Below are 26,848 nucleotides of genomic sequence, written 5' to 3'. Positions count from 1 at the left end.
CACACTAGCGTCTCGTTAGTAACATTACTATTTAGATAATACAAATAGATCACTATCTATTTTAAAAATAGTATGATTAAACAACAGTATGTTAAAAAATAAGTAACACCCTAGGGAGTTTTTAATACTCAATAATAATAGGTACATTTATCAAGTAAACACAACCCCATACTTCAATTCTTAAGAGTTGAAGTATGGGGTTGTTTGGTAAAAACAAATGGTGATTGTGGATTATCACAATTATTTTATAAATGAATCACTGATATTGTAGCACAATAAGAATTTGATATCAGATTAAATTTAAAAATAACCATACGCGGGATATAGAGGATGTATATCTTTTATTTTCATTATTAGATATAATAATTACAAAATGACAAAAAAGGAATTGTTAGAAAATACATCATTTGGAGAAAGCATTGCAGAACAAGAAGCAGATAAGCTAAAAGACTATTTTTTTCAAACAGACTTTTGGCGCTCTGTCCGTAGTGGTAAAAATGATATAGTATATGGAGCTAAAGGTGCTGGGAAAAGTGCTATTTACATGAGTTTGGTTAACGATATAGATAACTTATTTGATGAGTCTATTTTAGTATCTCTGGCAGAAAACCCACAAGGTAATACTGCATTTTCAAATCTAATTAACGACCCTCCCACTTCTGAAATAGAATTTGTCAGACTTTGGAAACTGTACTTTTTAGTAATTACTTCTCGAGTATTAGAAGACTACGATATTACAGATAAGTCTGCATCTAAAATTCGTCAAATATTGACAGACTGTAATCTTGTTCCCGCTCAAAATAAGCTTGCTAGTTTCTTAAAGGCGTGCTATGATTTTATGAAATCTTTTAGAAACGGTAAAGAGGTAAGTACAACAGCAGAATTTGATTCAATGACCGGTATGTATTCCGGTCAAAAGTTTTCTCTATCATTTGGTGAACCATCAAAAAGTAATTTTGATAAAGGACTTATACCAATTGAACACGCTTTTGATTTACTGGAAGAATCTTTAACTAAAAACAACATTGATTTATGGATAATAATTGACCGACTTGATGTTGCTTTTCTAGAAAGTGAAGAATTAGAAGCTAATGCTCTTAGAGCTTTATTTAAGGCATATTTAGATCTAGCTCAATATAAATCAATTAAAATAAAGATTTTTTTAAGAGATGACATTTGGCAAAAAATAACCTCAGAAGGATTTAGAGAAGCTAGTCATATAACTAAATATCAAAACCTTAGCTGGTCTAAAGACACCCTACTTAATCTTTTGATAAGGAGGCTACTGGATAATGAGGTGATAATAAACGAGTACAAATTAGATAAAGAAGCAATACTTGATAGTATTGAAGCACAAAAGAATTTGTTTTATCAATTATTTCCTGCCCAAGTTGATCTAGGGTCAAAAAAACCAACAACCTTAGATTGGTCATTATCACGAACTAGAGATGGAAAAGGAATTAACACCCCTCGAGAGCTAATTCAACTTTTCACCCATGCTAGGGTGATAGAACTTAAAAAACTAGAAACTGGAATTAATAATCTTGAAAATGATCAGCTTATCTCCAGACAGTCATTGAAAGAAGCTATTGAGGACGTAAGTAAACAAAGAATGGAACAAACTATATATGCTGAATTTCCGAAGCTTAAAAATTATATCGAGAAATTAAGAGATGATAAGGCGGATCACGTATTGGAGACTCTATCTAAAAAATGGTCTGTAGCAATTACAGACGCAGAACAAATCGCTAAAGAATTAGAAAAGATTGGATTCTTTGAACAGAGAGGAACAATTTCTTCACCTAAGTTCAGAGTGCCTTTTATGTATAGACCATATTTAAATATTTTACAAGGTTCTGCAACATTATAAATACACCTAACAACAGGTATAGTACATGCCTTTCATGACGCGTACCATATCAAAAACATTGTGCCCACTGTGAACCGAAATACTACAAATAGATTATGAGTAACAAAAATTTAACATCTGAAAAAGGTTCAATTTGGAGAAAATGGGATTTACACTTACATACACCTTATACCAAATTAAGTGATCATTTTCGAAAAATTGGAAAAGAAGATATTTGGAAAACTTATTGCGACAAAATAGAAAATTCAGATGTAACAGCATGTGGAATAACTGACTACTTTTCTTGTGAAAACTATTTTACTTTTTTAGATGAATTCAAAAAACATTATCCTGATTCGAAAAAAGTTTTTTTTTCCAAACATTGAATTCAGACTTGAAGTTGCTGTAAACAAAGAAGCCGAAGAAGTCAACATTCATATAATTTTTTCAAACGAATTAGAAAGAACTCAAATAGATGATTTTCTTACTATTCTAAAAACAAACCACACTTCAACGGGTAATTCAAGAGTTTCCTGTAAGAATTTAAAGCAAGAACAGTTTGTAAGTGCTACAGTGAACCATAATGAACTACAAAGTTGTCTTAAAGAAGTTTTTGGAAATGACAGACCTTATTTAGTTTTAGCGGCAGTAAATAATGCTGGACTTCGCCCAGTGAATAGCTCACCAAGAAAGCTTGCGATAACAGATGAGATTGATAAAATCTGCGATTCATTTTTTGGTGGTAGACAAAATGTAGAGTATTGTTTGAATACTAACAGATACGAAACAGACGAGATTGCAAAAGCGAGACCAGTTATCTGTGGTTGCGATGCTCATTCATTTGATGACTTAGATAGTTTTCTTGGCAAATATGTTACTAGGACAAATCCCAAGAATGGTGAAACTGAAATTTTAAAAGATATTACTTGGATAAAAGCAGATTTGACTTTTGAAGGTCTCAAGCAAATAGTATTTGAACCAATATATAGAGTTCGAATTTCAGAAAATGAACCGCGAAAACCTGTTAGAAGAGTTGAAAGTGTAAAATTCAATTTTCCAACAGTTACTCACATTCAAAGAAAAGACTCAAATTCTCAACAAGACTTTTGCCTAAAAAACCTAAAACAACCAATATATTTCAGTGACTATTTTACTTGCATAATTGGTGGTCGTGGAACCGGAAAAAGTACAATAATTAATATAATAGCAGAGAAACTTAACGAAAAGACTGAATTTTTCAAGCGGTCTAATCTAAAAATCAACAATTCTAACTATGACATTGAAAATGATGAAGATAACTACATTGAAATCACTGGAACCAATGAAATTGAGTTTGTAAGTCAAGGAAAAATTGAACGGCTTGCAGAAGCTAATGAATTAACTAAATTAATTTTCGAAGAACGGATAAAAGAAATTGAAAGTGAATTTATTAGAATAGAATCCGACTATGAGGATATCATTTCTAAAATAGGCGAGAATATAAATATCCTAAATAAATTAATCAAGAATTCAAGAGACAAAAAAGAAAAAACAAAAGAAAGAGAAACGATAAAAAAAATAATCGATTCTATTAATGACGAGAGATATAAAACTATTACTGCTAGTATCAAAAAATTAAAGCAAGAGTTAAACTCAATTGAGAATAGCAAAAAGAACTATAAACTATTATTAGATGATTTAAGAAAAATATCTCAAAACTATGAGCCAATTGAAAGCTTAAATGATGTAGATAATAGAATTAAGGAAATTGTTTCTACCATTATTGGCATTGATGAATTAAAGAAAGATAAAGAAGGTATTGAAATTGTCCAAAAAGAGTTTGAAATAATTAAAAAACGTATTGATGAAATCAACGTCGCATTAGAAACTGAGACAAGGAATCTTCGTACATTTTTTCAAGAAAAAGGCACAAATGAAGAAACTATCAAAGATTCCCAAAAAGCATCTGAAAATCTATCAAAAATAATATCTGATTTAGAAAACATAGAATTACTTGATAGCAGATTAAAAGCGACCTATAGAGAAAACGAACAAACTATTGAAAATCTTCAAAGTTTGTATGATAGGAATAGCACTCTAATAGCTTCTAACTTGTCTCAAATAAATAGTAAACTTCAAGTGAACGATGAAAATGTGCTTGATATTAATTTCACATATGAATTTGATGATTCAGGATATAAAGACAAACTTTTCAGAGAGTTTTACAATACTTTTAGCCATTATCATATTTCTGGAACTTCTGAAGTGAGAGTTAAAGAAGTTCTTTTTTTAATAGAACCAGATCTTGAACTACTTAAGGTTGATTACAAGAGGTTTAAAGAGCGTCTAAATAATGCTCTTGAAGAAAACAACATTCGCAAACAAAACAATTATGTAAAAATCATTATAGATATTTTTGATCGTAAAGGAAACTATTTGATTTACAATAACCTAATCAGAAAGCATCGCTATAATTTATCAAAATACATAAAAATAAATGGTTTTTATGGTAATAGAGAACTTGAATCTTGTTCTTTTGGACAAAGGTGTACGGCAGTTATTGTTACTCTATTAATGACAGGTGTAAAGCCTTTAATAATTGATGAACCAGAAGCTCATCTTGACAATAAACTTGTTGCTGATTATTTAGTTGGTTTGGTAAAACAAAAACAATTTGACAGACAAATTATTTTTGCTAGCCACAACCCAAATTTTGTAATCAACGGAGATTCTGCTTTAATTCACATTTTAGAAATTCCAAACAATGATGTTTACACAAACAAAACATCTGCAACAATTGAAAATGTAGATAACAGAGAAAAACTGTTAAAGTTGGAAGGTGGAAGAGAGGCGTTTCTGAATAGAGAAAATAAATACGGAATATAAAAAAGTGCTTGGGTTATTAAACAAGAGATAAATAATAAAATAATGGACAGTAAAGAAATCAGAGTAAATTATTTGTACGGAATAGACCGAAATGATTTTTTGGATTTAAAGATTTTCGGTTTTGAAACAGAAATTCCGAAAAAAAAAGAGCAAATGCCAATCTATGCTCTTGGAACAAAACCTGAAGATTTTATTATTCTATTTGGCATCTACTTTTCTTTAAAAGTTACAGAGGAATTAGCAAAAGGAGCTGCCGAAAAGCTAACTACTAACTTCACTAAAACGATAAAAAAGATTTGGAAAAAGTATAGAGATAGCAAACCTGCAAAATTAGTTTCTGGACAAGAACCAGAATATAAACTTCCAAAAGCCGTCTTAACGTTTCAAATTTCAAAAGATGAAACAACAAAACTTGAAATCACAAATGAAATAAGCGAATCTGATTTAGAAAAAATATTAGAGACACAATTAGAATTAGTGAAAATGAAATATAAACATCGAAAGGCGGAATTGAAGCTGAACCGTAAAGGAAAAAAATGAACGAACTACTATACAAATACAGAGGTTTAGATAATTTCAAAAACTTTGTTGATATAATTTTAAAGAACAGACTCTATGCTGCTCGATATAAAGATTTGAATGACCCAATGGAAGGTCAATATTATTATCGACACGGAGAATTAAATCAAAGAATTAAGGAAAAAATAAGGGATGAAAAAGGCGAATTAAGAATTTGCTCATTATCAAAAGTCAGAAATAATGAACTGATGTGGTCGCACTATGCAAATGGGCAAAAAGGAGTTGCGATTGGAGTAAAAATTACTGACCAAAATTATATTGCCGAAAATGTCCAATATAATGGAATCATTTATGTTAGAGACCAAGATTACAACCACCAAACTGCTCGTCAAATACTTTGCCATAAATTAGATGTTTGGGCATACGAAGAAGAAAAGCGAATTTTCACAATGAACGAACGGTATGTGAAAATATCAGTTCACGAAATTATTACTGGACGGAAAATGAATACGCGAGATATAAATTTGGTAACTGAATTAATTGAAAAGATAAACCCGAATATTAAAATAATAAGAGCAGATGAGATTATGTAGAAAATACGCATAAAAACATAGCTAATATAGGTTTTGTGTTAATCCAAAAAATTAGTATCTTTTTACACACTACACTGCGTAAACAAGGCCATCAACATTAAGAAAAGAATGAAAAAAATTGACTCAAAACTAAAAAGAGCAGTTGAACATATTAAAAGTATTTTAGTTGATTTTGAAAAATGGACTTCTGTCAACACCATTGATTGTAAATGTGAGTTTTTACCTGATAAAAAAGGATTTAAAATAATCGTAGATAGCACTCATAAACTTGTAGAAATTGAAAAATGGGAATTAGATTTTGGAGATTGTATTCATAATTTAAGAAGCCTGTTAGATAATCTCGTATATCTACTCGCTCTTAAAGTAAAAAATCCTCCAGATAAACCAGGAAAATTAAAATTTCCAATTTATCATAAAGAACAAGATTTTATAAACCAAACCAAACAACTTTTAAGCCAATTACCTCAACCCGTTTCTGAAAAGCTTAAACTAATTCAACCATTTCAAAGAGAAAATGATAATGTTGAGGGAACTCCACAAGACGATCCTTTATATTTGCTTAATTCTATCAGTAATATAGACAAGCATCGAATTCCGCTAGAATTTGAATTACCTCCAGATTCAATTGAACAATCAGGTCAAATTAAATTTAGAACAGAAGAAGAAGCAAGCTTAAATTGTCCTCCAAATGTTAAAATCTATATTGACAACATTACAAAAGGGGGTGTAATAATGGAGTATTTATCAAATCACCCTTTGGAAGAGGTATCAGGGGATTTTAAATTCAAGACTAAGCCTATGACTGTTGTAAATGGAAAAAAATATGAAGTGCTAAAATTGATGCCATATTTAGTTTGGTATACAGAATTGGTAGTCAACCAATTCAGAGATTTTTTCGATTAAACAAATTTCTGACTTTACGAAAACAGATTACACTTTATTAATTCTAATTAAACGATAAAATAATTTAATAATAAAAAACGTAAGCTAACAAGATATAAGTTGCATTAAAATACTCTTGATATAAACCCCGATAGCGCGGATTTGTAATCCGTGAAACATAACGAAACACAAAACAAGCCCCTGCTGTTCCATAGTGTGTCTCGTCTTAAAATAAGTTTACACAAAAGTGTACTATAATGGACAGATATTCATAAACGTATTCAACAAAACAACAAATCAACGCTCCCCCGCATAGGTGTATCTCATCCGCGCATCATTTATATCGACCATCGGTATACCAAATACTTTCCCCGCATAAGTGTACCTCTTCCCCGCATTACTTTTATCGACCATCGGCATACCGGCTGCTTCCCCTGCAGAGATACAACAAACCCCCGCAACAAAGTGAGCCTCCATCGCTGCGCGGAGACCTCTACCCTATGCGGGGGATAGTAATAGCAACAGATTATCTACGTTTATATCGGCTAATATATCCCTTATAACGCTCGGGATCTTTTCTAAATGCATATTTACCCGTTTCGCGAAGCTCATCTATAGCTTCCTTAAGATGGGTATAGGCACGATCCCGTATTTCTTTGGCTTTAGAATTATCTAAGGTCGCCCCATTGGCTTTGGCCAGCAATTCTGCCAGGGTATCCGATTGTTGGGCTGCCATATCAAAGTTGCCAAGATCATACTTTGCTTTTTCGAGCTCTGCTATATTGGCTTTACCCAATACACTAATATCCATCAAATCCTGGATCATATCGGCATCGCCCTCCCCATCTGCAATAGCACGTACACGAGCTAGCAAATCCAACCGTTTGCGAAACGCAAACCGCAAATCGGCCAACAGGTCGTTTCTAAATTCGTACGCCCTGGGGGATTCTTCCCGCCAGGCTTTGGCCGCTTCTTCCTGGCTATACCGCTCTTTCATCCAAACGGCCTGGGCATATCTACATGCCCCGGTTCTGGTAGGTAAATCTTCGGCATACGCCTGCCAATCCAGTCCTTTGGCGATTAACGTTTTTTTATCCTCCTCTGCCCATACAAATAAGTTTTCGGCTTCTTGCATAAATACATCAACAGGAATGGTTGGTGATTTTACCGCTTCTTGTGGTAATGCTTCTAGCACGACCAGCTTGGTGTCATAATTTTCTTTAGACATCGTATAACATGTTTTAAAATCTATTGCGTGTTTTACAAAAATTGCAATAGATCGTAGTTAATAAATAATTGATATACAATGATACAGCACGCCAGTTTCATTTTTCGGAACTGAGAAAAATAGCAGTGATTAATTTTGCCATGCAAATCGATCGGGGTTTTGGTACGCAATACATTCTTAAAAATCAACATTTTATATTTTTTTACACAATTTAATGTTAAAAATATTTTACATCATGTAAAAATAAACTTACTTTGCGTAAACTATAGTATACATAAAATAAAAATTATGACAACTCAAGAAAAAAGACCGTTAGTATTTTTAACCATAGACACCTTAACCTTTTTTACGTATTATATACTCCTTTTAAATTTTCATAAAGAATATACAGCCTCTATAGATGAATTACCATTTTGGGGCGTATCAATATTGATGCTCATACCCTTAATGATAGCATCAAGAATAACTCTTTATGTGCTTTACAGTATTTTCAATACAGTAATTACTAAAAAAAAGGAAGAAAAATTTCTCATCGATGAATTAGGAGAAATCATCAAATTAAAAGCATCTCGTAACTTTAGCACGACCTTTATGCTTGGATTTGTTATAACAATGATAATGCTTGTTGTGGGAATCTCTATATCCATAATGTTTAAATTGTTTTTCTTTTCTCTTTTCTCTGCATTCGCAGTACAAAACGTATCAATGTACTATTACTCTAAAAAAGGTATTTAAAATGAAAGAATGTAATATAGATACAAGCATTAGAACCTTGCGTTTTCTTAACAATGAAATGACACAACAAGAATTAGCAGACCAAGTAAATGTGACAAGGCAAACCATTGCCGCTATAGAAAAAGGCAAGTATTCACCATCTCTTGAATTGGCATTCAAAATCGCTTTGGTATTTAACAAACCTTTAGAAGAAGTATTTACATATAACCCAAAATAAACAGAACATGAACGATATCAAAAACAATACCCCAAAAAAGAATGCCTTGTTTGCAGGGATAGCTTATTTACTCACGGCTATAACAGGATTTTATGCGCTTATGTTTGCCTTACCACAAATAAAGGTTGAAGGAGATATAGTACAAACAATTGCGAACATGAATAGCAATCCATTTATGTTTCGGGCCGGCATAATTAGTATGCTTTGCATGAACATCATTACTATCCTACTCGTAATCTATCTATATAAATTATTATCAAATATCAACAAAACAACGGCTTTATCTATGTTAGTTTTAATGCTATTTGGTGCAGGAATTTCTACACTAAATGAGGTGAATCATTTTGCTATGTTATGCATCAACAACATAGACGGTTTCTCTATAGAAGAAAGCCAAAACCTGACCATACTATTTTCTGAGATATATAATCACGGTGCTCATATTGCCGTAATTTTTTGGGGGCTATGGCTTTTTCCACTTGGGGTCTTAATTTATAAACTAAATACTCGAATCTCGAAGTTTCTAGGAATCCTGCTATTTATAGCTGGAGCAGGATACATCCTAGACTCTCTGTTTTTATTTGTCTATCCACACCTAAATATTGCAACACTATCTGACTATACGTCATTCGGTGAAATTCTATTGATGATATGGCTATTAGTGAAAAATAAAACAATCGAAGGATTAGCTGAAAAACAAATCAAAAAAGTATAGCGTATAAACTATTTAAAATAGTATTATTATACAATAGCATAGTAAAAAATCAGTAACACCTTAAGCGTTTTTTTACTTTATCATGCACTATAGATATTAGTTAATAAATAATTGATACACAATGATACAGCACGCCAGTTTCATTTTTTTTAACTCGAAAAAATAGTAGTGATTAATTTTACCAAGGAAATCGAGGGTGGTTTTTTATACTCAATACTAATAATTACATTTATCAAGTAAACATAACTATACATAGAATATAAAGGACATATATCCTTTTATTCTATTGTTGTACAACATTTTGTAAATGACCTCCAAAAAAGACTTAATAAACAGATGGATGGAATACGAGAACCTAATTAGTGTATTAAAAAAATCAAAAGGATTTAATAATGATACTGATTGGGATTTCAGAGGGTTACCTATCGGTAATATCTCTTCCAGAAAAAATATCGAACGAATTCAAATAAAAAATGCCGATTTCAAATATTCGAACTTCGAAAATTGCAACTTTACCAAAGTAAAATTTACTGAATGCAATTTTAGCAGTACTAACTTTAAAGAAATTAGGCTTTGGAATTGCCAATTTATTAATTGTACATTTTTCAAAGCTGATTTTCAAAATGCTACTATGGGAGTTGATTGCTTATATCAAGATTGTAATTTTGAGTCCTGTAAACTGAAAGGGAAGTATTTTGGTTTTGGAAGCCATTCAAAGTTTATCAACTGCAAATTTTTAAAATGTGACATCAGATCAGCTTGGATTTTATCAGCTTTGTTCGACAACAGTATTTTCGAAAGTAAATTCACTAATGTTAGATTTTCCGGAAGAAAAGAAGCGACGCTTAGTGGAAAAAAAGAGTTTCCTGCAACATTCAAGAACTGTGACCTGACAAACTCAAACTTCAATGGAGTTGAAATTATGGACGGAGCAATAATTCAAAACTCTAATTTACCAAAACAGGAAAGTACTAGAGTTTATAATAGAACATATTTTGAATAAAAAACGCTGGGTGACATCATATATAAAACCAGAACAAAGTTTAGTGCTAGATCGAAAGGTCATTTCCTTTTTACGGTGACGCTAAATTTTTATAAATTGAATAAGAAATAAAAATGCGTAAATAAATCAATTGGTCTAGTAATATTTACACATTTTTTAGTTGATTTTGCTATATTTTTATTGATTTATTATAACGTATGATGATAAAAATAAATTCTTTGAACAAGTACAATTAATTTTAAGATCAATTATTATATAAAAAATTAGTACTTAAAACCTACTACTTTTTATACACAAACCGTTATGTGTAATTGTAAATAAATCAAAAATGAAGCGAATTTGCCTGATTACTCACTGTGAAGCCACACATTCTGTAGACGGAAGAGTTGGCGGATGGTTCGACTCAGATCTAACAGTAAAAGGAAAACAGCAAGCATCTCAGTTGTCAAGTAAGATTAGAGAGTTGGGTTTTGATATTCAAAATTCAACTATTTACAGTTCTGATCTAAAAAGAGCTGCCCAAACGGCTCAGATTTTGGCAAACGAGGCAAATAAATCACTAATTCTCGATCAAAGACTTAGAGAAATGTCTTTTGGAACCCATGGAGGAATGATACAAAGTGAACATAATAAAATTATGATACCTATAAGCCCCAATGGAAACAGATTAGACCATAGGATATGTAAAGGAGCAGAAACCAGAAGAAATGTAGCAGAACGAATATGTCAATTTGTTGATGAGGTAATGAAATTAGAAAAAGATATAATAGTTGTAACACATGGATTTGCAGCGACTTTTTTTATCGCAGCTTTTCAAAAAATTGAGATTTCATCGATGGGCTATATAAATTACAGACTTAATCCTGGTAGTATTTCAATACTCGAAGAAGATAATATATTTAGAAGTAGAATTATCAAGCTTTTAAATGGATAAATACACATAACAATATATGAGATCAAAGCTCCCATTCTATTGTTACACTTCATATACTAATCGTTAACCATAATTACAAAATATGAAAAGAACACCTTTACTCTTTATTCTTTTGATTTCTTTTTTAGGGTTTGGACAACCTTCCAAATATTTTAATGGAATGATAAAACATAAGCATTCATATAAGAGTGATAAATACAAAGCTGATTCAATAGCCAAAAACAAATCAAAAGGAGATGTTTATTATTTTCATGATAACATGTATCAAGGAATAACCTTCACCGAAGAAAATAAACTAATATATACTTATGATAGTGAAAGGAATAGTTGTTTAGGTTATAATCTTAAACAAAGTAATATTTCTTGCCAGGACTATTCTATTAACACTGGGGACACTTTAATCAAATCATACAAAAAGAAGGGTTCTTTCAATATAAATGGAGTAGAATGTGAACTGATTGTACTAGAATATCCAAACATTACCTATCATGAATATGTTACTGACGGATTCTTTATAGACCCTAAACTATATTTAAATCATCAAGCATTTGATTTTGTCTCTAAAATGAAGGCTACTAATGGTAGAGTTTCTATTAGAACAGAAATCGTAATGAAAGATTACACTATGATTATTGATATGATTGAATTCAAAGAATCTAAAGAACCCTTAACTAACTTGGGCCAATTTGATGAATGGTGGAAACTTTGCGGAGACTCAAAGTCCATTCCTGAATAAAAAAATAGCAAACATTATATGTAAAATCAAAGCAACTGGTGTCATAATTTTCTTTAGACATTGTATAACATGTTTTAAAATCTATTGCTTGTTTTACAAAAATTACAATAGATCGTAGTTAATAAATAATTGATACACAATGATACAGCACGCCAGTTTCATTTTTCGGAACTGGGAAAAATAGTGGTGATTAATTTTACCATGCAAATCGATCGGGTTTTTTATACTCAATACTAATAATTACATTTATCAAGTAAACATAACCATACATGGGATATAAAGGACATATATCCTTTATATCATTGTTAGCTGCAAGCAAAAGAAACACCAATACTTAAATGTCAAATGGAGAAAATCTATAGTTTTTAATATTTAATTATATTTTAAAATACTTTTAATGTCATCTGAAATATCAATCACGTTTCCATGTTTCTGATTTGCTTGAACTATTATAGTTAGCACATCTTTATCATTATTAAATCTTATTACCATACACTCATAATTTCCAGATTCACCATGATGAGAATGTTCATCAATTTTATTATTTTTCCATTCTACAAAGCCTAATGGAGCCTGAATATTTCCAAGAAAATCAGCTTCTTTAGATAAAAATTTTATCGATTTTTGATTTATAATTTTATAAGCATGAAGGTTATCTATCCACTGGTATAAATCATTTGTAGTAAACGTAAACATAACTCCCGGGAGCGCAACATTCCAGGAATCTTCTTCATTAGCTTCATTAAAAGGAATAGCCATTAAATTTTTATCTACAAATGGAAATCCTGGAGGAATCACGGCTGTGTTTAAAGAAAAAGGAATAAACAGATTCTCGGTTACATAATCTGTAAATGTTTGTTTGGTAATTTTTTCAACAATTTTAGATAATAACTGTGGGCTATGATTGGTATATAAATAATCTTCACCTGGCTCGAAATTTAATTCTTCAATACTTTGTAAATCTTTTTTAATTTTCTCCTCAGTTATTTTTTCATTTTTGCCTAAATACTTTTCCCATTCAACTTTTGGAAGTCCACTTGTGTACTGTAATAAGTTTTTAATTGAAATTTTTGATGCCCAACTTGGAAGATCTTTTAAATATTTATCAATTTTATCTTCGACATTTAGCAATCCTTTTTCTTGAAGTTGCATAATTGACACTGCGGGAAACTCTTTGTAAACCGATCCTATACCAAAACGAAAATCTTTTGTAAGAGGCACTTTCTTAGATGGATCTGAAAAACCAAAAGAATTTTCGTAAAGTGTTCCTCCATTTTTAACAACTAAAACATTTCCGTTAAAATTACCTTCTGCCGCTAACTCTTTTATATAAGAATCTATTGAAGTGTGACTTTTACAGTTTATAAGAATTATTGAAATAAACAATAATAATAAAGTAGAAAAAATACGTTTCATAAAATTTAGTAATTTGTAATATTAAGTTTTAATATGCCCAATATGTAATAATTCTTATTAGTTAAGGTTTTTAATTATAAAACCGAACTACTTATTTATAATATTGCCATACTAATATTTTTTTTATTTACCGGATTTAGTAATTGTTATACTTCTAAACGTTGTAAAAAAGGTAAATTTAGAATTAAACCTGTTTGTGAAAGAAAATTTAGATTTTCTAACCAAGAGTGTAGCATAAAAAATGTGCTACAACACCATGTATAATTAATTGCTAGTTCTAGCCTACTTACGAAAATCCTCCTGCATTTTCTATTCGGTTTGTATTTGCTAAATTAGTTGCTGAAACACACAACGAAATCATACATAAAACCGTTAGCTACAATTATAAATGAACATCCTCAAAGCAATTTTACTTACAGCCTTATTAATGGGATTAGAAGTTCTAATTTCTTTGGGAGTTTATGAATTCATAGAACCAAAAGTAACTGATTCTTTAAGTGACAACAGTCTGATTCATTATTTCGGAATAACAAGTCGAATACCTACTATAATTGCTTACTTTATAGTTTTTTACTTGTCATATAAAACTGTCTTCAACTTTAATAAAGGAATTGAAAAGATGAAAGGTATAAAACCGGAATTCCTTCTCTATTTGATTTTAATAGCCATTGGACTTGAATTCTTTGACCGACCATTATTTGACTTTAATAAAATTTATGACTATTTCAGTGGTACGGAATTAAAACCATTTGAATTTTCCGAAAGCTCGAACTTATCAGTTCTCTACCGTGGAATATCAGTTTTGATAATTGCACCAATATTTGAGGAATTTTTCTTCCGTAAGTTTTTGTTCAGAGAGGTACTAAAAAAGCACTCATTAACGCTATCAATACTTGTTTCGAGTATTTGTTTCTCTTTAATTCATTTACCAAGTTATAGAAACTTACTACCCACATTTATTTTTGGAATTATAGCTTGCTTAATATATAATAAAACTAATAACATATTCTATACGATAATCTTACACTTTCTGACCAATTTAAGTTGGTTACTATTAGTGTCTTATGGAAAATCTTATTACGAATGGAGCTACGGACTGAATTACAATTTTGTCTATTGGTTATTATTTATTTTTGGAATAGGATTATCGTATATTGGAATTAAAAAAATAACAGTAGCTAACAAGGTATAACAAATCATAGCTCCCTTCGGGAAGCCACGCTTGTTATACGCAACGTTAGGTGCAATTAGAACATATAAATGAAAATCCCAAAAATAAAAGGAATAATTGACAGGCGCATTTTAATCAATTATCAAATTGACAAAGAAGTCTTGGATGATTATTTACCAAAACCTTTTAAGCCTAAATTGGTAAACGGAAAAGGAATTGCTGGAATTTGCTTAATTAGACTAAGAGAAATCAGACCAAAAGGTTTACCTAAACAAATCGGAATATCTTCGGAAAACGGAGCACATAGAATTGCTGTTGAATGGACTGAAAATGGAAAACATAAAGAGGGAGTTTATATTCCAAGAAGAGACACTTCTTCTAAATTAAAATCTTTAGCAGGAGGAACTATATTTCCGGGAATTCATCATTTAGCAGATTTCAAAATAAATGAAAAAGAAGGAAATTATGAAGTCAGTTTCATAAGCGATGACAACACATCCTTATCTATTAAGGCCCGAGAAACTAATACTTGGAATAAAGAAAGTGTATTCGAAAATCTCGAATGCGTCTCGGATTTCTTTGAAGAAGGCTCTGTGGGATATTCTCCAGACAAAAATGATTTCGACGGACTTGAGTTGAAAGCTTATAACTGGAAAGTATCTCTTTTGGAAGTTGAAAATGTAAAATCAAGTTTTTTTGAAAATGAAAGTATTTTTCCGAAAGGATCTGTAAAGTTTGATAATGCTTTATTGATGAAAGATATTGAACATGAATGGATTGGGTTGAAAAAAATAAAAAACTGCACCTAACAACATACATGATATCATAGCTACTAGATCGTTAAACGGATGATCTTCTTATTTTTGGAATGGCGCAATACTTACTGCTAACAACCAATGCACACAAAAATCGAAAAACAAGGTAACGTTTTACCCTACTACGACACATATATTAAACGTCATCTCCAATATTGAAAAAATGAAAAAACGTTATTCTTTTAGTTCATCGCTTATAGCAATAATTGTAATGACATATATAGTGGCATTCGAAATTTGGGAAGGATTAAAAATTAATTTTGAGTACTTTCTCCCTTTAATTGCATTAGCCTCTGTTTATTCGAATCTTAAAAAGTTTAATAACAAAAAAAAGAGGGGCTCTAACTCAATACCATTTAAAACAAAAAATGACCATTACTATACGTTTTTAAATTATTTCTGGGGTTTTGGAATTCTTATAAGTATTGTTATTTGGTATTTCTATTTTGAGTGGACCATATTAACATTACTTTCTTTATTAATAATTGGGATATCATTGATCATAAGTGGAATTCAAAATAACCCAAGCGGAGTTATCAAAGTAGACAGTGAAGAATTAAGTTTTGGGAATAATAACAAATACCAATACATAGTTTTGAATAGGCTAAACTCTATTAAGATAATAGACGGATCAATAATTGTTAAGGACTTAGACGAGAAAAAATACTCAATTAATCATTTGGACTTGAATTCTAATACTATTGAAAAATTAAAATCTTTTTTAAACTCTAAATTAGAAGGTGTAATAATTGAAAAATAAAAAAAGTGATAACACAACTCCCGCTAGCGGTGTTTTGGATAATCCAAATAGATACTCTTAACTATCTATTTTTAAATAGTATGATTATACAACAGCATATTAAAAAATAACTATACATAGGAAATAAAGGATATATATTCTTTATTTTGTTGTTACCCAACATTAAAAAACATTCAAGAATTGATAACATTTATTTTTATTATCGTAGGAATTGGAATCCTTTTTTGTCTTTATGTGATGTTCAAACCAAAAACTGCGGAAGAAAAGGAATACGAAAGAAAGTTAAAAAAGAGTTTGGAAGATGAACATATTATTGACCCTGAAACTGGAATGAAAATAACTTTGGAAGAGGCGGAATCTGGACATTGGGTTTCTCACGATAATGAATTCAGAACAGTACCTGAATCCGATTTGGAAAAACTACTTACTGAAGATGAAAAGCAAGCCGAGATTGCCCTAAATTATTTAAGAGAAAATAAAGATTATAAAAGAACTGAACTAACAGATGAACAATTTAACATTTTTGACAGTACAAAAACTTTAAATAATTACGATGCTTGGTCATACTCAAATCCATTCTCTTTTGAAAATGGAGTTTTAATTCTACCTGCACCCGAACTTCACGGAATGACTTATTATCAAGAAGATTATAAGGAATCGCATTTAATGATCTGGAAAAAAATTGAGAATATAAATGGGCACTATTATTTAAGAGAAAAATCTTCTGTTGAGAAAATATTTGACAAATTCAGAAATGATGATGATTTAAAATTAAAAGATTACGAATCATTTACTTTCAAAAATAGTTATGATGTAATACGAATTAATAAACTTCTAGAAAATTTTGAGAATCAAAAAGGTTTAGAAATTGAAATTAATGATGATAATCTTTTTATAAAAACATTAAAATTAGTTAGTATCGAAGATATTAAACGGATTGAACAAATATTAAAAAACGTTGGGTAACAATTTGTATAGTTCATTTGCTCCCTTCGGGGAGCAAACACACCATACAAGAGACGTTGTGCGTCATAGAAGAAAGATATAAAATGAGTGAAAACTTATTTGAAAAACTAAAACTAGAAAAAGAAGAATACATTAATAAATACGATGTAGGTTTTTACATAGATAATACTCAAATAAAATTTATTAAAACCAAAAGGCACCAAATAAATTATAATTGGATATTAAAATATGATGATATAATTGGAGTAGCCTTTGCGAATATTATGAGAGGAGATGATGATTCTTTATTTATTATATTCTTTCTAAAAAACAAATCTCCCATTTACTTTAATATGACATATGATTCAGAAGAAATGCAAAGATTTGATTCATTTATGGAAAAACTAAAAGTAGAATTTGGTATAGAGCAAATATGGGAACAAGATAAAATTGTTTTTGGCTACCCAATAAACTTAAGAGGGAAAGAATTATATAAACCATGGTATAATTCAATAGAAACGATTATCCATCAATTTAAAAGGTTTTTTGGATTAAAACATCATGTAAGTGGAATATTAAAAGATGAATTCAAAAGCGAATTTGAAAGTATCTAAACGAAATATCATATGAATAAATTTGAATTTATTACTGATGAAGGATTTTTTATTTGGAATACCTGTACAGTATTTCACGGGTATGTAAAATCTGGAGAAATACAGACAAATGACAAAATTAAACTAGATTCTAAAGAAGGAATTATATATGCTAAAGTCAAATTAATGATTACTCTTCCAAATAGAGAGATTATTAACAAATCTATACAAAGCGAAAAAATAGCTATCGGAATTGACAGGTTTGAAAAACAAGACTTAAACACTTTTTGGAATAAATATAATCCTGATGTAGATGAAATCGCCCCAAAAGTGGAAGAAATTCTTAAAATAAAATATCCACTAGTAATTACTAAAAGTGATTCTTAAAAAAACGAACGCACAACACTATATATGTGATCATGGCTTAGATTGTGATTAATCGAAAGGTTCTTATATATTTATGATGGCGCAGTGATTTTATAGCTAAAAAAGTATAAAATCTGCGCAGATGTGTCCAAGGTTAAGTAACATTTTGCCCTGCTATGACACATACTTATAACGTTGTCTACAATTAAATCAACTTATGAAAACGCCTAGATTAGCATTACTAAGTGTTGTTTTACTTTTTACATTTTCAACTTATGGGCAAACAAAAGTTGATGAATACATCTCTATCAATATCCCTGGAAATGTTTCTAAACTTGACACAATTGCTCAAGGATTATATATTTTAAATTTTCATTCCGAAAATGAAACCGAAGCATATTTAATTCAAAGAATGAAAATAGATTCAAAACAAAGTGAATTAAATAATTTACCTTCTGATAAGAAAAGTTTAAAAGAATCTTATAAAGCTATTACTCGTGGGCAAATCAAAAGAATGGAAAAAGCTGGATTTCACTTAAAGGATTCAACTGAATTTAAAATTGATGACTTCATTGGATATAAGGTTAGTTATAACGATTCCGAAACTGGAATCCAAAATGCTGAAACAAATACATTAATTTTAGAAGAGTTCTTTTATGTTGCAACATATATTAACGGAACTAATTTTAATAAAAAAAAGAAAAATGAATATCTAAATTCTCTAAAAATTAACTACGCTAATGGACCACGTCAAATGAGAGGTAATTCTCAATGGTTCAAAACAGGTTATATCTTAGGCAAGATATGTATTTATGGTTTTTTAATCTTTGGAGCTATATTGTTAATCAAAAAAATGCGAAAAAAATAACTCTATACATATATTAAACGTTAGACACAATTCTGAACAATGCAAGAAACTATTAAAATAAGGATTGATAATTTAATATTCGATTGTCGAATAAATGGTAATAAAGAAAATGAATTAGTAATTTTTTTACATGGTTGGCCCGAAACTTCTTTTATGTGGAAAAAATTAATGTCTAGTTTTTCGAAAAATGGTTTTTATTGTGTTGCTCCCAATTTAAGAGGGTATAGTAAAGAAGCATGTCCCAAAGGGAAAAAACATTATAGTTTGGATAAATTATCCAAGGATATTTTAGACATTTCTAAACATCTAAATAAGCCAAAATTTCACCTTATTGGTCATGACTGGGGGGCACTTATTGGCTGGAAGTTAGTTCATGATAATCAAGACAGAATTTTAAGTTGGACCGGAATCTCTGTTCCACATCCACAAGCTTTTGGAAAAGCAATGATCGTTAATAGTGAACAAAGAAAAATGAGTCAATATGTAAAGAACTTTCAATTGCCTTATCTTCCAGAATTACGATTAAAAAAAAACAATTTTAAAATATTAAAAAGATTATGGAAGAATTGTGAACCGGATCAAGTTAATGATTATTTGAAAGTTTTCAGAAACCCAAAACAATTAACTGCATCAATAAACTATTACCGTAGTAATTATAAACTATTAAAGAGCGCTGATAAAAATCAAATACTTGGTGACATAAATGTTCCAACTTTATTTATATGGGGAAATAAAGATATTGCGATAGGTTCTTATTCTGTTAGTGAAAGCCATCAATACATGAAAAATGATTACGAATTTATAGAATTAGATTCAGGTCATTGGTTAATACAAACAGACTATCAGGAACTTGAAAAAGTTATCACAAAGCATATTGATAAAAATAAAGACTGCGCCTAACACAGCGTATAAACAATTGCTCTAAATATTAGGAAGTAACAATTTTTTAACTTTTTCTTCTAAATTTTGTATTACTCAAGTTTAGTATCTTTCCTGCTTCAATCAAAAACATCAACATGTTCAAATCACTCTTCACTTCAATTCTTTGTTTTGTATTTAGTATTGGGGCTCAGGCACAAGAAGCATATTTTACAATCGACCCTACCTTAACCCCAGATGGGCAAACTATTATATTTAGTTATGATGGGGATTTATGGAAAGTCTCCTCTGGCGGCGGTGAAGCATCCCGACTCACAGGAATGCAAGGTGAAGAGACATTACCAACTATTTCCCCCGATGGGAAATGGGTAGCTTTTAGTGCTACTCAATATGGTAATAGGGATGTGTATATCATGCCTATGAAAGGAGGAGAAATTCGTCAACTTACTTTTCATGATGCAGCAGATGATGTAGATAGCTGGTCATGGGATTCAAAAAGTATATATTTTACCTCATCCAGAGAAAATCGTTTTAGTGGATATGAGGTAGCGGTTTCGGGTGGGACTCCAAGACGTTTATTTGATCATTATTTTAATACCGTTCATAATATAGTACCCCATCCTACCACAGGAGAAATTTTCTTTAACGAAAGCTGGGAAAGCAAAAATTTTACGCATAGAAAACGATATAAAGGAGATTATAATCCCAATATAAAGTCTTATAATCCCCAAACCAAAGAATATAAAGAACATACCTCATATAAAGGAAAAGACTTTTGGGCAACAATAGATAAAAATGGGAACCTCTATTTTGTTTCTGATCAAGCTAACGGAGAATATAATCTGTACACCTTTAAAAATGGTAAAAAAACAGCCCTTACCAAATTTGACACCTCTATCGCTAGACCACAAGTAAGCGCTAATGGAAATCACGTGGTTTTTGGTAAGGATTATCAAATATACCTGTATGATGTAGCTACGAATACCACAAAAAAAGTACCGATTAAGATCTATCTTAATAACACATTAGATAAAACCCAGGATTTTAAGACTAAGGGAAACATTACCAATTTTGATATTTCTCCCGATAATAAAAAGATGGCCTTCGTTTCTCGCGGTGCGCTATTTGTTTCTGACCCAAAAGGTAAATTTATTCAGCAAATACGGGTCAATCCAGCAGAACGGGTAGTCGAGGTAAAATGGCTTAAGGATAATCGCACCTTATTATACAACCAGACTGTAGATGGGTATCTTAATCTGTTTACTATTTCTGCCGAAGGAAAAGGCAAAGAAAAACAAATCACTTCGGACTCCCGAAGTAATGTAAATATAGAAATAGACCCAAAACGCACACAAGCAGCCTATATAAGCGGTAGAGATGAATTGCGCCTTCTTAATCTCGAAAACCTAAAAAGTACTACTGTTGTAAAAGATGAATTCTGGGCACTATATCCACCACAGCCCCGATTTTCTCCAAATGGTCAGTATCTCGTTTATAATGCGATACGCAATTTTGAACAAGATATTTTTACCTATCATATCCCTACAAAAAAAACAATCAATCTTACCCAAACCGGGGTAAATGAAAGTAGTCCTTTCTGGTCTTCCGATGGTAAATACATTTACTTTAGTTCTAACCTTACACAGCCTAGTTATCCCTATGGGCTAGATGAAGCGGGTATTTATCAAATGGCATTAGATAAGTATGAAGCTCCTTATACCTCCAAGAAGTTTGAAGAATTATTTGTAGAAGAAAAAGAAGATGACGAGGACAAGGATGAAAAGAAAGATGCCGATAAAAAAGATAAAACTGAAACAATAAAGATCAATATTAACCCAAAAGGATTGATGGAGCGTATAGAACGCATTAGTCCTGCTTTTGGGTATCAAGGCGGGGTCCATGTTTTTGATAAAAAAGAAACTACCTATGTGTTTTATATCTCTAATCATGATGAAGGAGATGCTAAACTATGGAAAACCACGATTAAACCGTTTGAGAAAAACAAAACAGAGAAAGTCGGGGATGCCAAAGTTTTTGGGTATCAAATAGCATCAGCAAAAGATAGTTATTATGTATTGCTAGAAGGAAATATTCATACTCTGGATATTGAAAGCAATACCACTGAAGAAATCAAAATTGATTTTAAATTCAGAAAAGCATTGTCTGATGAGTTTCAACAGATGTTCCAGGAAGCCTGGGCTGGTTTTGGAGAAAATTTTTATGATGGTGATTTTCATGGAGAAGATTGGAAAAAACTTAGAGATCAATATGCGGCTTATTTACCCTATATTAATAATCGTTCTCATCTAAGACTATTATTTAATGATATGTTGGGTGAGCTAAATACATCTCACTTTGGGTTTCGGTCTACCGGTAAAGAAGAAAAGCAATTTTATGGTACTAAGACACTGGCAACAGGGATTGTTTTCTCTAAAAATGACCCGTATCAAGTAGAAAGAATTATCACCGACAGCCCTGCAGATGTAGCTAACAAAAATATACTCCCTGGTGATCGATTAATTGCTGTAAATAATCAAAAAATTGATTCAAAAAACAATAGAGAACTATATTTTATGCAACCATCACTGGATAAAGAAATACAATTAACACTAGAACGTAATTCGCAAAAGATAACGGTAAATCTACACCCAATCTCATCAAGAAGTTTAAGAAACTTAAGATATGATGAATGGGTCGATAGTAACCAGTCTTATATCGATCAAAAAAGCAATAAAAAAATTGCCTATGTTCATATGAAGAATATGGTGCGTGGGCAACTCAATAACTTTAAAAGGGAAATGGTTTCTGAAGGGTATAAAAGAGATGCCCTAATCCTTGATTTACGAAATAATACAGGAGGAAATGTACACGACGAGGTATTACAGTTCTTATCCCAAAGGCCTTATCTAAAATGGAAATACAGGGATGGTAAACTTACCTCACAACCCAATTTTGCGCCAGCTGCAAAACCAATTATAATTCTGATAAATGAGCAAACCTTAAGTGATGCAGAGATGACCTCTGCTGGTTTTAAAGAACTTGGCCTGGGTAAAGTTATAGGAACAGAAACCTATCGATGGATTATTTTTACCTCTAGCAAAGGTCTGGTAGATGGTTCCTCCTATCGTTTACCTTCCTGGGGATGTTATACACTAGATGGTAAAAATTTAGAAAAAACAGGAGTTGCGCCAGATATTTATGTTAAAGAAACATTTAAAAATCGTTTAGAAAACAATCAACCACAATTAGATAAAGCAGTATCAGAAATAATGAAGCAGTTAGGAGCTAAATAATTGTCCAAAATTAACAACATCGCATTGTTAAGGTATGTATATGTTTGTATATGAGTAATCCTACACAACTAGAAAGATACAAGTCTTTGTTAGATTTTTTGGATAAGAAATTTAAAGAAGATATCACTATCAACGATATAGAAGAGGTATCGTATTACTCCTATCGAAACATTAATCGAATATTTCTTGCACTACACCATGAAACCATCGGAAAGTACATTAAAAGAATTAAACTAGAAAAAGCAGCACAATACATTAAATATTCTGACACGACTATTTCTGATATCGCTTTTTTTCTTGGATATAGTGATATCGCAGCTTTTAGTAAAGCATTTAAAAATCAATTTAACTGTTCTCCCTCTCAATTTAGAGAAACCCAGGAGCTTAAACGTCAGTTATTTCAAAAAACAATAGAGCCACAAAAAGTAAGTCAACAATCCCCTATTACTTTTGAAATTGAAGAATTGCCCAGTTTCGATTTTCTATACATAACCTATCAAGGTACATTTGATGATATTGATAGTATTAAAGAAATCTGGAAACAACTCATAGCATATGCATCAAAAAATAATGTATTTGATAATGATACCATATGTATGGCAGAGATATTAGATGACAATGATATTACTGATAGTGTATATTGCAGATATAATGCAGGTATTATTATAGAATCCCCATTAAAATTTGAAGTAGAAGGGTTATTTAGAACCAAAACAATAACACCTCAAAAATATGCTAAATTTCTTCATAAAGGCAGTTATGAACACTCTATAGTGACCTATGACTATATTTATTCGCATTGGATGACAGACATACAATTAGAATTAGTAGATAAACCTACCCTAGAGTTTTTTCTTAATGATGAAGCAGATACTCCCCAAGACGAACTACTTACTGAGATTTACATTCCTATCAAGTAACATATTGTCCATAATTAACAAACAAGCTCCTTAACATTGCTGTTATTTTTGCTTTATAAGTAAAAAGCATGAAGAACTTTACGTTTCAAAAATACTGGTACTTAGGAGTTTTAGGATGTATTGGTTTCTACACCTTCTCAGATGTGATCAATTATTACCATGGTCATGGTTCTATTTGGGGGGTGACAAACCTATTATGGTTTCTTTGGTTTTTATACTTCTTACCAGAAAACCAACAGCAAAAATGAATATAGAAGAAATTACTTTACTTTTCCAGACCTCAGAAATACTAGACTACGTAGCGTATTTCTTTATCATCAATTTTACACTTATCTTTTTTGAAATTTGCTTAGATTTTTTCACCAGCAAAGAACGAAGATGGAAAGATACTGGAGCTAACATCATCATATTTTTTCTCGGACAATTATTAGAAAAAACAGCCTTTGGTTCTATCGGGATCATTTGCCTCCTCCCCTTTTATCATCTTTCGCCATTTGAGATTCCTATGAATGGCTGGACCTGGGTGTTAAGCCTCCTGGCCGCTGATTTTACATATTATTGGATGCACAGGATAGAACACGAACATCGTATTTTATGGGCCAACCATAGTGTACATCATTCTTCTGAAGATTATAATCTAACAGTATCTATGCGATTAAGCATTGTAGAAAGTGCTATCGAGTGGATTTTTCTTATCCCAATGATATTAATTGGTTTTAATCCTTTTCAAGCTATAGTTTCACTAATTTTTGTTGCACAATATCAAACATGGATACATACCGAAAGAATTATCAAACTGGGTTGGCTGGATGAACTATTTAATACCCCATCTGTGCATAGAGTACATCATGGTTCTAATCAAAAATATCTCGACAAAAATTATGGTGGAGTCCTTATACTATGGGATAAATTATTTGGCACTTTTCAGAGAGAAGAAGAAAAAGTGATCTATGGATTAACCAAAAATATAAACTCTAATAATCCTATCACTATCAATTTTATCGAATACAAAAATATATGGAGAGATGTAAAGCAATGCAGAACCTGGAGTGATCGATTTAAGATCATCTTTGGTAGTCTTATCTGGCGTCCTTCTTATTTTAAAAACCATAAAAAATAATACATGACGACTATAACAATAGCTAACAAACTAGTAGAACTACTGCGGCAGAAAAAATTTTTGGAAGCTCAGCAACAGTTATTTGCTACAGATGCAATCAATCAAGAACCTGATAAGTTTAAGGAAAAATCAGTAGTAGGTTTAGAAGCTATGATTCAAAAAGAAAAGCGTTTTCTTTTGTATATAAAAAAATGGAATCATTTTGAGGTTTCGGATCCATTAGTGAGTAAAGATCATTTTAGTATACGAATGATCACAGATGTAATCATGGTAAATAATGATAATATAGTAATCGACGAAATCATTGTCTATGAAGTAAGTGACAGAAAAATCGTAAAAGAGCAATTCTTTTATAAGTAGAAGAATTTTTAAGCATTCATAGGCATGTCACTAGTCTATTTGATCTCTCTTTTCAATAGTTTTAAGTGTTTATATTGAAATATATCAAGGAAATTGATTAATACTTGTTATGTATATGCTAAACATCTGTATTTTTATACAAATGCTATTCTTTTATAGTATTTAAAAAAGTTACAAATAGAGCATGCAAAAGTTAAATCATACCAGTATCAATTTAAAAAGAGGGTGTTATCTGGCTCCCAAATACAACATTTATGATTTTAACGACTTTTTGATAGGTGTAACAAATTATAAAAACCCTATTGAAACTGGTATTTGGCACTCTCATGAAAAACCATTAATCAGTTTTGTACTTTATGGTCATAATACCGAATATAGAAAAGGAAAAAAAACTGAAAGGACTGCGAGATGTATAAATTATTATCATGCTCATGAATTACACAAAAATGTCTATCACAATTTCCCATCGAAGCATATAAGCCTAGAAATAGACACTTCTTTTTTAACGAAATACAACTATACAGAAGCAGAAATTGAACTAGCTTTGAAAAAAAGTTATGATTCTCATTTTACTTTTATAAAGTTAATGAATGAAGCAGAAATTAACGATTTACAATCCTATGATTCTATAGAAATGCTATTTCTGGAATTTATTGAGAATTCTATCAAATCAAAAGAAGAAACAGGATTTCCGTATTGGATGCAATCTATTAGAGATATACTAAACGATCGATGGAACGAAAATGTTTCTTTAAAAGAACTGGCTAATCAAGTAAATATTCATCCTACTACAATTTCAAAGAATTTTAGACAATACTTTCAATGTACCTTTGGCGAATACACCAGAAAACTAAAAGTGAATCATTCTATCGATATTATACACTCTTCTCAATACTCACTAACTGAAATAGCTTATATCTGTGGTTTTTCTGATCAAAGCCATTTTACAAGAATATTTAAATCTATGACTGGCTATTTACCTAAGGAATACGCTAAAATTTAAAATAAAAGCAAATTCTGTTCTATTTTTTTAAATAGCCATTACATTTCTTTGTTAACGTTGTTT

26 protein-coding genes and 1 pseudogene are annotated in these 26,848 nt (G+C 30.9%); 25 read left to right on the top strand and 2 right to left on the bottom strand.

Translation table 11 applies throughout. The features are described 5' to 3' along the window. The first annotated feature begins 373 nt into the window (after positions 1 to 373). The 5 genes and pseudogenes from NNH57_RS17650 to NNH57_RS17630 all read left to right on the top strand — a co-directional run bounded on the left by NNH57_RS17650 (position 374) and on the right by NNH57_RS17630 (position 6,729). Positions 374 to 1,870, top strand: a complete 1,497-nt coding sequence (locus NNH57_RS17650; RefSeq protein WP_108808176.1) for a P-loop ATPase, Sll1717 family — start codon at positions 374 to 376, stop codon at positions 1,868 to 1,870. Between the two features lie 95 nt (positions 1,871 to 1,965). Then, positions 1,966 to 4,714 (top strand): annotated as a pseudogene (locus NNH57_RS17645) (TrlF family AAA-like ATPase). 42 nt (positions 4,715 to 4,756) lie between these two features. Next, a complete protein-coding gene (locus NNH57_RS17640) occupies positions 4,757 to 5,254 on the top strand; it encodes a hypothetical protein (RefSeq protein WP_108808178.1) in 498 nt (165 codons plus the stop codon). Beyond that, positions 5,251 to 5,826: a DUF2971 domain-containing protein gene (locus NNH57_RS17635; protein ID WP_108808179.1), complete on the top strand. Its 576-nt coding sequence runs from the start codon at positions 5,251 to 5,253 to the stop codon at positions 5,824 to 5,826. The genes NNH57_RS17640 and NNH57_RS17635 overlap by 4 nt, the downstream gene beginning before the upstream one ends. Positions 5,827 to 5,934: 108 nt before the next feature. Beyond that, positions 5,935 to 6,729 (top strand): hypothetical protein, encoded by a 795-nt coding sequence (locus NNH57_RS17630; protein WP_108808180.1) that lies wholly within the window; start codon positions 5,935 to 5,937, stop codon positions 6,727 to 6,729. Positions 6,730 to 7,234: 505 nt separating this feature from the next. Here the strand turns inward: NNH57_RS17630 and NNH57_RS17625 are convergent. Continuing rightward, positions 7,235 to 7,903: a hypothetical protein gene (locus NNH57_RS17625; RefSeq protein WP_132065898.1), complete on the bottom strand. Its 669-nt coding sequence runs from the start codon at positions 7,901 to 7,903 to the stop codon at positions 7,235 to 7,237. Between the two features lie 321 nt (positions 7,904 to 8,224). Here NNH57_RS17625 and NNH57_RS17620 point away from each other — a divergent pair, with 321 nt between their 5' ends. From NNH57_RS17620 to NNH57_RS17595, 6 genes are all read left to right on the top strand, one after another. Further along, the gene (locus NNH57_RS17620) at positions 8,225 to 8,671 is read left to right on the top strand and encodes a hypothetical protein (RefSeq protein WP_074405806.1); all 447 of its coding nucleotides are present in this window, start codon (positions 8,225 to 8,227) and stop codon (positions 8,669 to 8,671) included. Position 8,672: 1 nt separating this feature from the next. Further along, the gene (locus NNH57_RS17615; protein WP_074405807.1) at positions 8,673 to 8,888 is read left to right on the top strand and encodes a helix-turn-helix transcriptional regulator; all 216 of its coding nucleotides are present in this window, start codon (positions 8,673 to 8,675) and stop codon (positions 8,886 to 8,888) included. A gap of 7 nt (positions 8,889 to 8,895) precedes the next feature. Further along, a complete protein-coding gene (locus NNH57_RS17610; RefSeq protein ID WP_108808183.1) occupies positions 8,896 to 9,603 on the top strand; it encodes a DUF4386 domain-containing protein in 708 nt (235 codons plus the stop codon). Positions 9,604 to 9,943: 340 nt separating this feature from the next. Next, positions 9,944 to 10,606: a pentapeptide repeat-containing protein gene (locus tag NNH57_RS17605; RefSeq protein WP_159099248.1), complete on the top strand. Its 663-nt coding sequence runs from the start codon at positions 9,944 to 9,946 to the stop codon at positions 10,604 to 10,606. 328 nt (positions 10,607 to 10,934) lie between these two features. Further along, positions 10,935 to 11,540: a histidine phosphatase family protein gene (locus NNH57_RS17600; protein ID WP_074405810.1), complete on the top strand. Its 606-nt coding sequence runs from the start codon at positions 10,935 to 10,937 to the stop codon at positions 11,538 to 11,540. A gap of 82 nt (positions 11,541 to 11,622) precedes the next feature. Beyond that, positions 11,623 to 12,276: a hypothetical protein gene (locus NNH57_RS17595; RefSeq protein WP_108808184.1), complete on the top strand. Its 654-nt coding sequence runs from the start codon at positions 11,623 to 11,625 to the stop codon at positions 12,274 to 12,276. A gap of 372 nt (positions 12,277 to 12,648) precedes the next feature. Here NNH57_RS17595 and NNH57_RS17590 read toward each other — a convergent pair whose 3' ends face one another. Next, positions 12,649 to 13,692, bottom strand: a complete 1,044-nt coding sequence (locus tag NNH57_RS17590) for a serine hydrolase domain-containing protein (RefSeq protein ID WP_074405812.1) — start codon at positions 13,690 to 13,692, stop codon at positions 12,649 to 12,651. Positions 13,693 to 14,080: 388 nt separating this feature from the next. On the opposite strand from NNH57_RS17590, the gene NNH57_RS26565 reads away from it, so the two are divergent. From NNH57_RS26565 to NNH57_RS17525, 14 genes are all read left to right on the top strand, one after another. Beyond that, entirely contained in the window at positions 14,081 to 14,884 is an 804-nt protein-coding gene (locus NNH57_RS26565; RefSeq protein ID WP_108808185.1) for a CPBP family intramembrane glutamic endopeptidase, read from the top strand. Positions 14,885 to 14,952: 68 nt separating this feature from the next. After that, positions 14,953 to 15,672, top strand: coding sequence for a DUF2071 domain-containing protein (locus tag NNH57_RS17585; RefSeq protein ID WP_074405813.1), 720 nt, complete (start codon positions 14,953 to 14,955; stop codon positions 15,670 to 15,672). 169 nt (positions 15,673 to 15,841) lie between these two features. Further along, entirely contained in the window at positions 15,842 to 16,438 is a 597-nt protein-coding gene (locus NNH57_RS17580) for a hypothetical protein (protein WP_074405814.1), read from the top strand. A gap of 180 nt (positions 16,439 to 16,618) precedes the next feature. Next, on the top strand, positions 16,619 to 17,404 hold the full coding sequence (locus tag NNH57_RS17575; protein WP_132065896.1) for a hypothetical protein: 786 nt from the start codon (positions 16,619 to 16,621) through the stop codon (positions 17,402 to 17,404). A gap of 83 nt (positions 17,405 to 17,487) precedes the next feature. Then, positions 17,488 to 17,997, top strand: a complete 510-nt coding sequence (locus NNH57_RS17570; protein WP_108808187.1) for a hypothetical protein — start codon at positions 17,488 to 17,490, stop codon at positions 17,995 to 17,997. Between the two features lie 12 nt (positions 17,998 to 18,009). Further along, positions 18,010 to 18,363 (top strand): hypothetical protein, encoded by a 354-nt coding sequence (locus tag NNH57_RS17565; RefSeq protein ID WP_074405817.1) that lies wholly within the window; start codon positions 18,010 to 18,012, stop codon positions 18,361 to 18,363. A gap of 196 nt (positions 18,364 to 18,559) precedes the next feature. Continuing rightward, a complete protein-coding gene (locus NNH57_RS17560; protein WP_074405818.1) occupies positions 18,560 to 19,210 on the top strand; it encodes a hypothetical protein in 651 nt (216 codons plus the stop codon). Between the two features lie 39 nt (positions 19,211 to 19,249). Further along, the gene (locus NNH57_RS17555; RefSeq protein ID WP_108808188.1) at positions 19,250 to 20,110 is read left to right on the top strand and encodes an alpha/beta hydrolase; all 861 of its coding nucleotides are present in this window, start codon (positions 19,250 to 19,252) and stop codon (positions 20,108 to 20,110) included. A gap of 116 nt (positions 20,111 to 20,226) precedes the next feature. Continuing rightward, positions 20,227 to 23,382, top strand: a complete 3,156-nt coding sequence (locus NNH57_RS17550; RefSeq protein WP_108808189.1) for a S41 family peptidase — start codon at positions 20,227 to 20,229, stop codon at positions 23,380 to 23,382. Positions 23,383 to 23,432: 50 nt separating this feature from the next. Beyond that, on the top strand, positions 23,433 to 24,302 hold the full coding sequence (locus NNH57_RS17545) for an AraC family transcriptional regulator (RefSeq protein WP_108808190.1): 870 nt from the start codon (positions 23,433 to 23,435) through the stop codon (positions 24,300 to 24,302). Positions 24,303 to 24,370: 68 nt separating this feature from the next. Continuing rightward, positions 24,371 to 24,550 (top strand): hypothetical protein, encoded by a 180-nt coding sequence (locus tag NNH57_RS17540; RefSeq protein ID WP_074405822.1) that lies wholly within the window; start codon positions 24,371 to 24,373, stop codon positions 24,548 to 24,550. Continuing rightward, entirely contained in the window at positions 24,547 to 25,422 is an 876-nt protein-coding gene (locus NNH57_RS17535; RefSeq protein WP_108808239.1) for a sterol desaturase family protein, read from the top strand. The genes NNH57_RS17540 and NNH57_RS17535 overlap by 4 nt, the downstream gene beginning before the upstream one ends. A 3-nt stretch (positions 25,423 to 25,425) precedes the next feature. Then, positions 25,426 to 25,782 carry a SnoaL-like domain-containing protein gene (locus NNH57_RS17530; protein ID WP_074405824.1) on the top strand — a complete coding sequence of 119 codons (357 nt, stop codon included), beginning with the start codon at positions 25,426 to 25,428 and terminating at the stop codon, positions 25,780 to 25,782. A gap of 184 nt (positions 25,783 to 25,966) precedes the next feature. After that, positions 25,967 to 26,785 (top strand): helix-turn-helix domain-containing protein, encoded by an 819-nt coding sequence (locus NNH57_RS17525; RefSeq protein WP_108808191.1) that lies wholly within the window; start codon positions 25,967 to 25,969, stop codon positions 26,783 to 26,785. Positions 26,786 to 26,848 lie beyond the last annotated feature (63 nt).

The sequence above is a fragment of the Aquimarina spinulae genome, assembly GCF_943373825.1.
Taxonomy (GTDB): Bacteria; Bacteroidota; Bacteroidia; order Flavobacteriales; family Flavobacteriaceae; genus Aquimarina; species Aquimarina spinulae.
Note: the sequence above shows the minus strand (reverse complement) of the source record. Positions and strands in the feature narration are given on the sequence as shown.

Excerpts from the sequence above, each read along its gene's own strand:
- NNH57_RS17650 (WP_108808176.1), top strand. The coding sequence starts at position 374 with ATGACAAAAAAGGAATTGTTAGAAAATACATCATTTGGAGAAAGCATT.
- NNH57_RS17640 (WP_108808178.1), top strand. The coding sequence starts at position 4,757 with ATGGACAGTAAAGAAATCAGAGTAAATTATTTGTACGGAATAGACCGA.
- NNH57_RS17635 (WP_108808179.1), top strand. The coding sequence starts at position 5,251 with ATGAACGAACTACTATACAAATACAGAGGTTTAGATAATTTCAAAAAC.
- NNH57_RS17630 (WP_108808180.1), top strand. The coding sequence starts at position 5,935 with ATGAAAAAAATTGACTCAAAACTAAAAAGAGCAGTTGAACATATTAAA.
- NNH57_RS17620 (WP_074405806.1), top strand. The coding sequence starts at position 8,225 with ATGACAACTCAAGAAAAAAGACCGTTAGTATTTTTAACCATAGACACC.
- NNH57_RS17615 (WP_074405807.1), top strand. The coding sequence starts at position 8,673 with ATGAAAGAATGTAATATAGATACAAGCATTAGAACCTTGCGTTTTCTT.
- NNH57_RS17610 (WP_108808183.1), top strand. The coding sequence starts at position 8,896 with ATGAACGATATCAAAAACAATACCCCAAAAAAGAATGCCTTGTTTGCA.
- NNH57_RS17605 (WP_159099248.1), top strand. The coding sequence starts at position 9,944 with ATGGAATACGAGAACCTAATTAGTGTATTAAAAAAATCAAAAGGATTT.
- NNH57_RS17600 (WP_074405810.1), top strand. The coding sequence starts at position 10,935 with ATGAAGCGAATTTGCCTGATTACTCACTGTGAAGCCACACATTCTGTA.
- NNH57_RS17595 (WP_108808184.1), top strand. The coding sequence starts at position 11,623 with ATGAAAAGAACACCTTTACTCTTTATTCTTTTGATTTCTTTTTTAGGG.
- NNH57_RS17590 (WP_074405812.1), bottom strand. The coding sequence starts at position 13,692 with ATGAAACGTATTTTTTCTACTTTATTATTATTGTTTATTTCAATAATT.
- NNH57_RS26565 (WP_108808185.1), top strand. The coding sequence starts at position 14,081 with ATGAACATCCTCAAAGCAATTTTACTTACAGCCTTATTAATGGGATTA.
- NNH57_RS17585 (WP_074405813.1), top strand. The coding sequence starts at position 14,953 with ATGAAAATCCCAAAAATAAAAGGAATAATTGACAGGCGCATTTTAATC.
- NNH57_RS17580 (WP_074405814.1), top strand. The coding sequence starts at position 15,842 with ATGAAAAAACGTTATTCTTTTAGTTCATCGCTTATAGCAATAATTGTA.
- NNH57_RS17570 (WP_108808187.1), top strand. The coding sequence starts at position 17,488 with ATGAGTGAAAACTTATTTGAAAAACTAAAACTAGAAAAAGAAGAATAC.
- NNH57_RS17565 (WP_074405817.1), top strand. The coding sequence starts at position 18,010 with ATGAATAAATTTGAATTTATTACTGATGAAGGATTTTTTATTTGGAAT.
- NNH57_RS17560 (WP_074405818.1), top strand. The coding sequence starts at position 18,560 with ATGAAAACGCCTAGATTAGCATTACTAAGTGTTGTTTTACTTTTTACA.
- NNH57_RS17555 (WP_108808188.1), top strand. The coding sequence starts at position 19,250 with ATGCAAGAAACTATTAAAATAAGGATTGATAATTTAATATTCGATTGT.
- NNH57_RS17550 (WP_108808189.1), top strand. The coding sequence starts at position 20,227 with ATGTTCAAATCACTCTTCACTTCAATTCTTTGTTTTGTATTTAGTATT.
- NNH57_RS17545 (WP_108808190.1), top strand. The coding sequence starts at position 23,433 with ATGAGTAATCCTACACAACTAGAAAGATACAAGTCTTTGTTAGATTTT.
- NNH57_RS17540 (WP_074405822.1), top strand. The coding sequence starts at position 24,371 with ATGAAGAACTTTACGTTTCAAAAATACTGGTACTTAGGAGTTTTAGGA.
- NNH57_RS17535 (WP_108808239.1), top strand. The coding sequence starts at position 24,547 with ATGAATATAGAAGAAATTACTTTACTTTTCCAGACCTCAGAAATACTA.
- NNH57_RS17530 (WP_074405824.1), top strand. The coding sequence starts at position 25,426 with ATGACGACTATAACAATAGCTAACAAACTAGTAGAACTACTGCGGCAG.
- NNH57_RS17525 (WP_108808191.1), top strand. The coding sequence starts at position 25,967 with ATGCAAAAGTTAAATCATACCAGTATCAATTTAAAAAGAGGGTGTTAT.